At 42.9% G+C, this 12,190-nt stretch carries 2 protein-coding genes and 1 pseudogene; all 3 read left to right on the top strand.

Translation table 11 applies throughout. The annotated features are described in order from the left end of the window. Nucleotides 1-477 precede the first annotated feature (477 nt). Nucleotides 478-720, top strand: coding sequence for an IS1 family transposase (locus IQ217_RS19560; RefSeq protein ID WP_194021156.1), 243 nt, complete (start codon nt 478-480; stop codon nt 718-720). A 135-nt stretch (nt 721-855) separates the two neighbouring features. Further along, a pseudogene (locus IQ217_RS17775) lies at nt 856-1,475 on the top strand (IS256 family transposase); the annotation flags it as partial. A gap of 437 nt (nt 1,476-1,912) precedes the next feature. Then, a complete protein-coding gene (locus tag IQ217_RS17770) occupies nt 1,913-11,728 on the top strand; it encodes a beta strand repeat-containing protein (protein ID WP_194021154.1) in 9,816 nt (3,271 codons plus the stop codon). Nucleotides 11,729-12,190 lie beyond the last annotated feature (462 nt).

The following is a 12,190-nucleotide window of genomic DNA, read 5'->3' as shown; positions in this document are numbered from 1 at the left end:
TATCAATCCAGCCACTATCCCTAGATGATCTAGATTCTCTACTTTCATTGCAGGCTCCATACACCCTCTTCATTATTAATACATCCCAATTATATCAGTCCCCGCTTTTAATAGCGGAATGTAAGTTAAAATATAAAATGAATAGCAATCATTGCGAAGGGGGTTTATCTGAGCTACTTTTACCGTTATCCTCTAAAATTTAGCTATCGTAGAAATTATATCAACTTGCACCACTGAATTGACTGATTGAGCCATGAGTAATAATGACAAAGATAAACGTCTCCCCTGTCCATCGTGCGGTTCATTGCATATTTTAAAGAACGACAGCATTCGCAACAAGAACAAAGGTATTTGTGCGAAGGATGCGGCAGGCAGTTTGTGGAAAACCCTAGCAAACATTATATAAGCGAGTAAGAAATTGAATACATTAAACGAGGTCTTCTAGAGCGAATCTCTCTAAGATAATGTCTGTCATAAATGCTGGGAATATCAATTAATTGGTTGCAGAATTATGTTAATAAGTTTTATCGCTCAATCTCTTTTGAAACAAGTAGTCTAGCTTCTTGCATTAATAGTTTGATTCTCGAATGTGATGAGTTATGGTCATTTGTTTGCTCAAAAGACAACCCTGTTTATCTTTGGTTATCATTAAACAGAAATACGAAGGAAATTTTAGGCTTTCATTTGGGTGATAGGACAAAAAAAGATGCTCAAGATTAGTCAGGAAGCGCCTTTCATTTTCTAAAAACTTTTTCAATCATGAATCCGCTATTTTATATTTTATCAACCACCATAGGGACTGAACAGAATTTTGTGTAAGGGGAGTAAAATCCAATCAAAAGGAGGAAACCCCTGATGGTACGCAAAAAACAAGAACCAAATCGTGTCGATAGCCTACTAGAAGAGTTGCTGGAAGAGCATCAAACCCCAGAAGAAATACTGGGAGAGTCAGGACTACTAAAACAACTGACCAAACGTTTGATAGAAGGTGCATTGGCCGGGATACTAAACCATAACTTAAACAAGCAGGCAGAGGAAGGAAAGGGCAACAGCCGCAACGGCTACTCAAGGAAAACAGTGCAGTGCGGGCAAGGGAAAATGGAATTGTCAATCCCTCGAGACCGGGGGAGGGGAACTTTGAGCCGGTGTTAGTGCCCAAACATGAACGTCGCATCATGGGATTGGACGAAAAAATTCATGCCCTCTATGCCAGGGGTATGGGGACTCGGTATATCAGTGCTCAACTAGAGGAACTCTATGGAGCCAAGGTGTCAGCGAGCTTGATTAGCGAAGTAACCGGCACAGTAATGGAGGAAGTCAAGGCTTGGCAAGTCTATCCATTGGCAGAAATCTACCCCATCGTTTACCTGGATGCCTTGTACGTGAACATCAAGGTCTCAGGTTGAATCAGCAAACGAGCGGTCTATCTGGCCCTAGGGATTAACCGGGAGGGAGACAAACAACCACTGGGTCTTTAGCTTGGGGCGGTCAAAGCCGATGGTGCTAAATTCTGGGAGTGATCTAAATCTTCCTCTTTACACAAAATTTATAGCATTTTTAGCGGAAGTGAGGTCAGTCCAAACCTTTGCAAGGCTTGATTTAAAAGGCTTTACACATAACTTATATATCTGAAAATCGCTATAGATCGCCAGATAACCCATAAGACGCCCAACAACACTACTGAATAGAATAAATACAAAGAAAACATTAAGATTTGTGACTTTTTTGAGCGATTGAGTGATCTTGATGTAGCTTTGTGAAATATTTCCGAGTATTTCCGAGTATTTCCGAGTATTTCCGAGTATTTCCGAGTATTTCCACTTTGTGCTGATCTGAGACTGGGGTCTTGCCCCAGAAGAATGCCTAGGACTCATTTGTTTCGTTTCCTCTTACTCCCTCACCCCACATGAATATGGTGAATTTAGATTTGTCGGCAATTTATCAGCAGTTGATGGATTTTGCGAGGCTTGACTCTTTCTGGCAAAGCTTTGACTCCGTCTACAGCACAAACTATGATTTTGCCTCTGCCGAGACCTTGCGCCTGCAGTGGGCCAATGGCGATTTTAGTGGATTGCCACAAGTCGATATATTGCAAACTGAAGGGTTGGGGTCGGCGGTAGCGTCTTACAATCCAAGCAAAAATACAATTGACTTGTCAGAAGATTTTTTTTTAACGGCATCCTCAGCCCAGCTAAACGACCTAATTCTGTCTGAGATTGGCTATTTTGTCGCAAATTTAGTCCAGGCAGGGAATGCGCCGGAGCAGGGTAGAAACTTGGGGGATTTTATAACTCCACTCTCCACGATGCAGGGGGCTGGGGAGTTTAAGACGCTTGCGTTTTCTGACTCAGCTGATCTAGTACTAAACTCGGGCAATATACAGGGAATTAGACAGGGTTTGACTAGCTTATTATTTAATCTTAATAGTAGTTTTTCACAAAAGCTGGGCAGCAATGGCTTGTTTGGGCAGTTGTCCAGTGCGCTTCTAGAAAATTTAAAGCAAAATTCAGGATTCTCACTCCTACAAACTTTGAGTACTGATATTGATCAGTTATTTGGTTTCGATACCACGTTAACCCCTGAGGAAATTGCGAAACGCATCACTCAAAAACTGTTGGATCGGGGGTTAATGGGAGCAAAGGCTACAGTCACTCAGTCTACGGCAGATCAATTACGTTATCAACTGGCATTTAATTCTAAAAATACAAATAATTTTAATCTGAGTACTGACCTAGGAATTTCCAATCTGGACTTATCCTTCACCGGTGCAGTCGGTTTGGATCTAGATTTATCGCTGGTTCTAGATTTTGGCATTGATCTAAGAACAAATGTCTTTTTTGTCGATACGGTTCGTGAGAATGAGTTAAGTGCAAATGTAACCCTACAAAATACTCAAGACCTAGTAGGAGAACTAGGATTTTTATCTTTAACAGCTTCTGACAGAAGCCCGACAGAAAAAACCTTTCGTTCGTCCCTCGGTTTTAGTCTTAATTTGCTTGATGAGCCAGATGATGCTGATGATTTACTCAACTTTTCGCAATTAAGTACAATTACTAGACTTAATCCTCTGTTGACGGGGTTTTTGAGCTTAAATCCTAATCTCAAGTTGGGTAGTGAATCCTTAACTTATTTGCCTAAATTGACCACTGAACTGGCATTTAATACTAAGTATGATTTTGATACTAACGACTTTGTTGATGCCAACAACCCTGAGATATCACCCACTGTTAATTTTAACAATGTCCAGCTAGATCTAAGTTCTGTTTTTGGCGAAAATTCGCTAATTTTTGGGCTTTTGTCTAAGGTTTATGAGGTTATCAAGCCTGTAGCAGAAGTTCTAGATGCTTTGACTAAAAATATAGATTTTATTACCGGTGATTTTCCTGCTTTAGGGCTAAATTCAGATGATTTCAAAGAAATTGTCAATAAATTTCTGGGTACAAGAGGTGGTGGTTTAAACGATGATATATTTCCAATTTTCAAAGAAGACAAAAGAATAACAATCTTAGATTTACTCATTGTTGGTGGTTCAATTTATGAACGGATAACAGGGAAAGATGTTGAAGTTTCCGAACTAATCAAGAGTATTCCTTTGATTAAGATTGTAACCGAATTTACTACAACGCTAGAAAAATCCAAAGAATTAGGGAGTGGTAAATTAGGTTTTGGCAACTTTTCTTTTACCCTTGATAATGCTGAAGCAAGTGCTTTAGCTAATGTTGGAGCAAATGGCATCAGTCAACCAATTTTTTCAGGAACAGTTGATTCAAACTCTATTTCCAATGTCAAAAATAAACTCTCAGGATTTGGGGAAGGATTTGCTTTTCCACTAATTGATGATCCTAAAATAGTATTCAAATATCTTACTGGCCAAGAAGATGTTGATCTCTTTACCTATGATTTACCAACCTTTGACTTTAAGCTTAACTTTGATGATTTAGTTAATATTCCAATTTTTGGCCCCCTCGGTTTTACCATTGGTGCAGGAATTGAGATGCAAGCCTTTGCTGGTTCCCCAGACTTTGGTTTTGATATTCAGGGTCTTACCAGCGGCTCTAATAATCTTGGGGATATAATTTCCTCTGGTTTTTACTTAGTCGATAAAGTTGGTGGAGTAGAAAAACCAGAAGTAATCATTGGCGGAAATATTTCTGCTGGTGTTTCTATTGCACCTCCTGGCGTCGGTTCTAGTTTAATTAAACTCGGTGGCAAAATCAGTGCCCAGGCTGATTTTGATTTAATTAATGGAGATGACCCAAACAAAGTCTTCTTAAAGGAGTTGTGGTTTCCATTTTTTGTTATAGACGGTAAAATCTTTGCTCAATTAAATGCAACGGTTAATATAAAATTATCCACAGTTCTTAGGATTCTCGAAGCTCTTCGAACAACTCAGGATGCTAGTGATTTACTCCTCAAAAAATACTTGGAAGGTGCCGTAAAAAAAGCTGGCTTTTCTCCAGAATTTGTTGGTGGTGCGCTCCAAATCGTCAATGTTGTTACTAAACCTCTTGAAGTGATTGAGGAGATAGTTGATAGAATTCCAATTGGAGGTAGGGTTGGTCGCTTCTTTAAACAAGCCTTTAAAACAGTCACAAGAACGGTCAAAAAGGTTGTTGGTACTGTTACTGAAACAGTTATTGCGGGATCAGAATTACTTGACTCTGTTTCGGTTGGTTTGGATCTCAATAGTCCGGAATTAATTCTTTGGCAAGCTTCATTTAGTAATGGTAGCAACGGAGGAGGGCGTAATAATGGTACGACTGGGTATGATTATCTATACGGCAGTATAGGAGGAGCAGAAGATACCTTAACTGTAAATATAGGAGATCGTGTCACAAGGGATATTATAACTCCCCCTAATGCTTTGCCGGTCTTAATCACTGTCAATAAATACGGCATAGAAGATCGTGTTTTTGTTTTTGTTGCTGATAACTTTATCAATGCTTTTAGTGACGCTAATGGGGATAGTCTCACTAAGATCAAAATCATTTCTCTGTCAGCCAATGGTTCCTTAAAATTAGGCAATAATGCTGTTACGATCAATCAAGAAATTGCCGTTGCCAACCTAGGCTCATTGACCTTTGTTCCCAATGCTAACTTCAACGGCAATACCAGTTTTAGTTGGAACGGTTTTGATGGAACTAACTATGCCAATGCCGCCGCCACAGTGGCCATAGCAATTACGGCTGTTAATGATTTGCCAGTTATTAGCAATATTAATAAGTCTGGTAATACTAATAGTTCAGTTGCTTTTTCTGCTCCAGACTTTACCAGTAAGTTTACCGATGCGGATGGTAATAGTCTCAGCAAAATCAAAATCGTTTCCTTGCCCAACGGTGGTGTTCTAAAACTGGGCAATGTTAACGTTAGCCTCAACCAAGAAATTCCTACCTCAAGCCTGAGTAGTTTGAGTTTTGTTCCAAATTCAGGATTTGGTGGCAATACCAGTTTTGCCTGGAATGGTTTTGATGGCACAGATTATGCTAGCAACTGGGCCTGGGTAAATCTTACTTATCCTGTCATTCCCGCCATTACCCTAGCGGTGAACCCTAGCAGTGTGACGGAAGATGGAGTTACCAACTTGGTCTATACCTTCACTCGCAGCGGGCCAACAACCAATGCCCTGACGGTGAACTATGGCATTACAGGGACGGCGGATAGCGCCGACTACAGCGGTGCAACTCCTGGAAGTAACAAGACAATAACCTTTGCTGCTGGTTTTAGTACTGTTAGTCTCACCATTAACCCCACTGCAGATACTACGGTTGAACCCGACCAGACAGTTATTCTGACCTTGGCTAGTGGTACGGGGTACTCCGTTGGAACAACTAACGGCGTAACCGGCACGATTACCAACGATGATGACCCTCTTCCCGCCATTACCCTAGCGGTGAACCCTAGCAGTGTGACGGAAGATGGAATTTCTAACTTGGTTTATACCTTCACCCGCAGCGGGCCAACAACCAATGCCCTGACGGTGAACTATGGCATTACAGGGACGGCGGATAGCGCCGACTACAGCGGTGCAACTCCCGGAAGTAACAAGACAATAACTTTTGCTGCTGGTTCAAGCACGGTGAGTCTCACCATTAACCCCACTGCAGATACTACGGTTGAACCCGACCAGACAGTTATTCTGACCCTGGCTAGTGGTACGGGCTACACCGTTGGAACAACTAACGGCGTAATCGGCACGATTACCAATGATGATTCCAACAATGATAACTTCGCCAATCGCATTTCCGTCTCTGGTACAGTTGTCTCAACAAGTGGCACTAACGTAGGATTTACGGGAGAAACCGGAGAACCAAACCAGTCCGGTTCCCTGAACTCAGCTTGGTGGAGTTGGACGGCTCCAGTATCAGGAAATGTGACCATTGATACTATTGGCAGTAATTTTGATACAGTTCTTTCTGTGTACACAGGAAACGCACTTAATGCTTTGGCTCTAGTGCCTAATGGACAAAACGATGATATCGGCGGCGGTGTTGTTCAAAGTCGAGTCAGCTTTGGTGCCACATCTGGAACCACTTATCAAATAGCAGTAGATGGCTATGATAGTACTACTGGTAACATCAATTTAAATATACTGCCATCAAAATCCACATCTGTTACTATTGCTGTATCCCCTAGCAGTGTGACGGAAGATGGGCCAAACTCGTTGATTTTTACCCTAACTCGGACTGGCAATCTCAATAGTGCTTTAACTGTTAACTACGCACTTAGTGGAAGTGCATCATTACCCTTTACAAGTGGAGAAGATTACCGCATCATTGGTTCCGCCGCAAACATTGCTAATTTTGCCGTTGGTTCAGATACAACGACAATTATCGTAGACCCAATTGCTGATTTTAATAATGAAGATAATGAGACTGTAACGGTAACAATTAACTCTAGTTCGGGATATACGATTGGCACCCAAGCCAGTGTAACGGGCACAATTCAAAATGATGATTTCAAGAACAATGATAACTTCGCCAATCGCACCAAAGTATCAGGTCAAAATCTATTCGTAACTGGCACTAATGTAGGATTTACGGGAGAAACTGGAGAACCAAACCAATCTGGTGCCATTAACTCGGCTTGGTGGAGTTGGACGGCTCCAGTATCAGGGGTTGTGCTCATATCCACCTTTGGTAGTAATTTTGATACATTTCTTTCTATTTATACAGGCAATACACTTAATACCTTGACTTTAGAGGATTTCAATGATGATGAGAGTCCTGGCATAACTGTGAGTGAGGTCTTTTTAGAAGTTTCATCTAATACTACCTATCAAATAGCAGTGGATGGATTTGATAATCTGACTGGTGAAATTGGATTAAGTATTGGATACGAAGAAGTGTTTTTCAATTCGCCCCTTTCACTCAACAATGCCACCACCTTTGCCCTTTCAACAGAAGAAATTGCCACGATTCCCGTCAATGCAGATTTTGAAAAATCCACAATCCAAAACAGCATCATTGCTTTCACTAATACAGATTTTGAAAAATCTACAACAGAAGACAGTGTTATTACTTTTACGGCTACTGACTTCAGTACCGCCTTCAGCCAAAACCTGACCAAAATCAAGATTACAGAACTTCCCAATGCCAGTGCTGGAAGTTTGCAACTTATTACCCCCGAGATTATCTTTAATATCGACCTCAATGAAGAGATCGCCCTAGCAGACCTGGACAAACTGGTCTTCATTCCCAACGAAAACTTTAACGGTAATGCTAGCTTTAGTTGGACAGGCTTCAACGGTACAGCCTTTGTGCCCACCCCCGCGAAGGTTAACCTCACCATCACCCCCGTTGCCGACCGCCCCACCCTAGCTGACGTCAATAAATACGGTCCGGCTTCGGTTGTTACTTTTACCCAGAATGACTTTATTCAAAAATTTAGTGATGCTGACGGTGATGCCCTCACCAAGATCAAAATCACCTCTTTGCCTACCAATGGCATCCTCAAACTAGGTAACACTAATGTTGACTTCGACCAAGAAATTCCTGTCGCCAGCCTCAATAATTTAACATTTACCCCCAATGCTGGTTTTAGCGAAAGTACCAGCTTTGGTTGGAATGGCTTTGATGGCACAAACTATGCGTTCTTTGACGCCAGCGTTAACCTAACCCTGAATAACCCTGGGAATAGTCTTAATACTGCCTTTAATATTGGCCAGCTTCTTGAAACCAAACGCTATACCAACTCCATTGGACAGGCAGGCAGTAGCGACTACTATCGCCTAGAAATGCTTGACTTTGGCCTGCTCACGGTTCTGTTGGAAGACCTCAGCAGTAATGTTGACCTACAACTCCTCAGCGTTAGTGGTGAAGTCCTGCAAAGCTCAACCCAAAGCGAAACCCAATCTGAACGCGTTGACTTTGCTGTAGATCCCGGCATTTATTTTATCCGAGTTCTACAGGTTGATGCAGCAAGTACGGATTATACTCTCCGCTTAACGCCCAATATCGATGAAGTGGTACGAATTGTTCATTTAGGTGATGGGATTGATGGAGAGGTTATAGCAGTTCTTAAACCAGCTTTTCCAGGAGCAATTACTGAGTTCAGCCAAGAATTTTCAGGCATAAAAAAAATCTCCGCTGGTGGTGGCAAAGGTAATGACATCATCGAACTACAGCCTGGGGTGAAATCTGCCGCAGAACTAATGGGTGGTGAAGGGAATGATCAATTACAGGGCGGTGATGGCCGAGATAGCTTAAGTGGTGGTGTTGGGGACGATACCCTCATCGGTGGACTAGGAGCTGACACCCTCAACGGTGATGATGGCATTGATACGGTCGATTACAGTGCTTCTAATGCCGCAGTTACTGCGAATCTGACGACCCAAATAGCCAGCGGAGGCCATGCCCAAGGCGATCGCTTAATTGGTATCGAAAATATTGAAGGGTCAGACTTTAACGATAACTTAACCGGTAGTGATGCGGACAATTTATTGCTGGGAGGGACTGGCAACGATACCCTCAATGGAGGAGCAGGAAACGATATCCTCGTGGGTGGCCTGGGCAATGACTCCATGTCCGGAGGAACAGGGAATGATACTTATCTGGTGGACTCTCTAGGGGATGTTGTAAGAGAAACCTCTACTTTGAGTACAGAAATTGATGATGTTGAATCTATAGTTGACTATACGCTACCCGCTAATGTGGAAAATCTGTTACTCAACGGGAGTGTGGCTGTTCGAGGAACAGGAAATGCTCTCAACAACACAATCATCGGCAATAACCTCAACAATATTCTGGATGGAGGAGCTGGGGATGACTTACTCATAGGTGGCTTGGGTAATGACACTATGACCGGAGGGAGCGGTAATGATACTTATTTGGTGGACTCTCTAGGGGATGTTGTAATAGAAACCTCTACCCTAGCCACCGAAATAGATACAGTTGAGTCCTCAGTGAACTTTACCTTGGGGGCAAATCTGGAAGATTTGATTCTTACGGATGGTGCAATTATCGGGATAGGAAACAATTTAAACAACTTTATTTCTGGCAATGAAGCAAATAACACATTAATCGGTAACGCAGGTAATGACACCTTATTCGGAGATCTGGGTAATGATATTCTGATTGCGGTAAACTCAACGAATTCTTCACCAGGAAAAGGTGAAATTGACCTTTTTGCTGGAGATTTAGGGGCAGATCGTTTCATCTTAGGTGATGCCAATTGGCTCGGATACGATGATGGTATCTCTAGCCCTGGCAGCAATGATTATGCTGACATTATCGATTTTGAATCTAATGAAGGCGATACCATCCAATTAAAAGGGAGGAGTAGTGATTACATTCTAAATGTTCTTGGACAAGACACACAACTACTGTTAAATAAACCTGGAAATGAACCTGATGAACTAATTGGTATCATCAGAGGAAAAACCAACTTGAATTTGAATGGTAGCTACTTTACCTACATTTTGGGACAAGATGAAGACCCTCCAAGCATCACCCTAGCGGTAAATCCCAGCAGTGTGACGGAAGATGGAGTTACCAACTTGGTCTATACCTTCACCCGCAGCGGGCCAACAACCAATGCCCTAACAGTGAACTATGGCATTACAGGGACAGCGGATAGCGCCGACTACAGCGGTGCAACCCCTGGAAGTAACAAGACAATAACCTTTGCTGCTGGTTCAAGCACGGTGAGTCTCACCATTAACCCCACTGCAGATACTACGGTTGAACCCGACCAGACAGTTATTCTGACCCTGGCTAGTGGTACGGGCTACACCGTTGGAACAACTAACGGCGTAATCGGCACGATTACCAATGATGATTCCAACAATGATAACTTCGCCAATCGCATTTCCGTCTCTGGTACAGTTGTCTCAACAAGTGGCACCAACGTAGGATTTACGGGAGAAACCGGAGAACCAAACCAGTTCGGTGCCCTGAACTCAGCTTGGTGGAGTTGGACGGCTCCAGTATCAGGAAATGTGACCATTGATACTATTGGCAGTAATTTTGATACAGTTCTTTCTGTGTACACAGGAAACGCACTTAATGCTTTGGCTCTAGTGCCTAATGGACTAAACGATGATATTGGCGGCGATGTTGTTCAAAGTCGAGTCAGCTTTAGTGCTATATCTGGAACTACCTATCAAATAGCAGTGGATGGCTATGATAATTTTACTGGCAACATCAATTTAAATATACTGCTATCAACATCCCCATCTGTTACTATTGCCGTATCCCCCGGCAGTGTGACGGAAGATGGAGTTACCAACTTGATCTATACCTTCACCCGCAGCGGGCCAACAACCAATGCCCTGACGGTGAACTATGGCATTACAGGGACGGCGGATAGCGCCGACTACAGCGGTGCAACTCCCGGAAGTAACAAGACAATAACCTTTGCTGCTGGTTCAAGCACGGTTAGCCTCACCATTAACCCCACTGCAGATACTACGGTTGAACCCGACCAGACAGTTATTCTGACCCTGGCTAGTGGTACGGGGTACACCATTGGAACAACTAACGGCGTAACCGGCACGATTACCAATGACGACATTTTCCCACCGACCCTTTTTGCCATTGCCCACAACACTTTTAGTAATATAAATAACGGTTGGTTTGTTAAGGAGGGAACCTTAGAAAATACCTTTAGCATAACTAGTTGGGCTGGCTGGAAACCCACCGCCCTTGGAGATTTTAACTTTGATGGTCAGAGCGATGTTATTGTTACCCAACCTAGCACTGGTTACAATGCCCTCTGGATAATGAATCAAGGTCAAGTATCGTGGGTTGCAGGACTACCCTCCTGGGGGACTGAGTGGCAAGTCGTTGATACCGGCGATTTCAACAGCGATGGCAATACTGACATTCTAGTTACCAACCCCTCCACTGGCTGGAACGCTGTTTGGAATATGTATGGCACAACCTATGGGAGCTATACTTCAGCTTCTTTTTGGGGAGGCTGGCAAGCCGTGGCCGCAGGAGATATGAACAACGATGGCAATATGGATATTTTGGTCAACTATCCTTCTCAAGGTTGGAACGCAGTACATCTCATGAATGGCCAGGGGGGATTAATTTCCACCGAAATTTTGCCCAGTTGGGGCAAGGACTGGAAAATCACTGGTACCGCCGACATTAATGGTGACGGAAAAACCGATATCCTCGCCAATTATCCCAGCCAAGGTTGGAACGTTGCTTGGATTATGAATGATACCCAGTTCGGCTATCAACAGGGATTCCCCGGAGGCTTTGGCACAGAAGTTGTGTTGTAACTTAATCAACATTAACTAGAGGTGGCCATCTGATATTGATGTCATTTTAAATGTGATTTTCAACAATACAGCGGAAGGGAACGAAAACGGACTCACCCTTTCCTTCTGGGACATTGACAACAAAATGTACTATGTTTTTGATGAAGACAAGAGTTCCTACAGCAATTACAGTGGTTTGATGGTTCGGTGGTTCGGCAACAGTATCAAAGTTAATCACCTTATTGTCGGGGCCTAATTCTCGATTCCCCATTGGGTTTCAGAAATGCACGTAGATGTTTGCCGTTTTGATCTGGCTTCGATGTTAGTGCGGGATACCAAAAGGATTTCCTTCCATGCTGATTGACTGACAAAAGTTTAAGAGGACTCGTAGGAATAGACCTGGAGAGTAAACTCAAGGGCATAAAGGCGGCGGTGATGCTGACGAAGGGAAGCCATAGCCGGTTCAGGGTCTTGATGGGAGAA

It is taken from the genome of Synechocystis salina LEGE 00031 (assembly GCF_015207985.1).
GTDB classification, from domain to species: Bacteria; Cyanobacteriota; Cyanobacteriia; order Cyanobacteriales; family Microcystaceae; genus Synechocystis; species Synechocystis salina.
The sequence above is the reverse complement of the archived record's forward strand: the minus strand, read 5'-3'. Positions and strand labels throughout refer to the sequence as shown.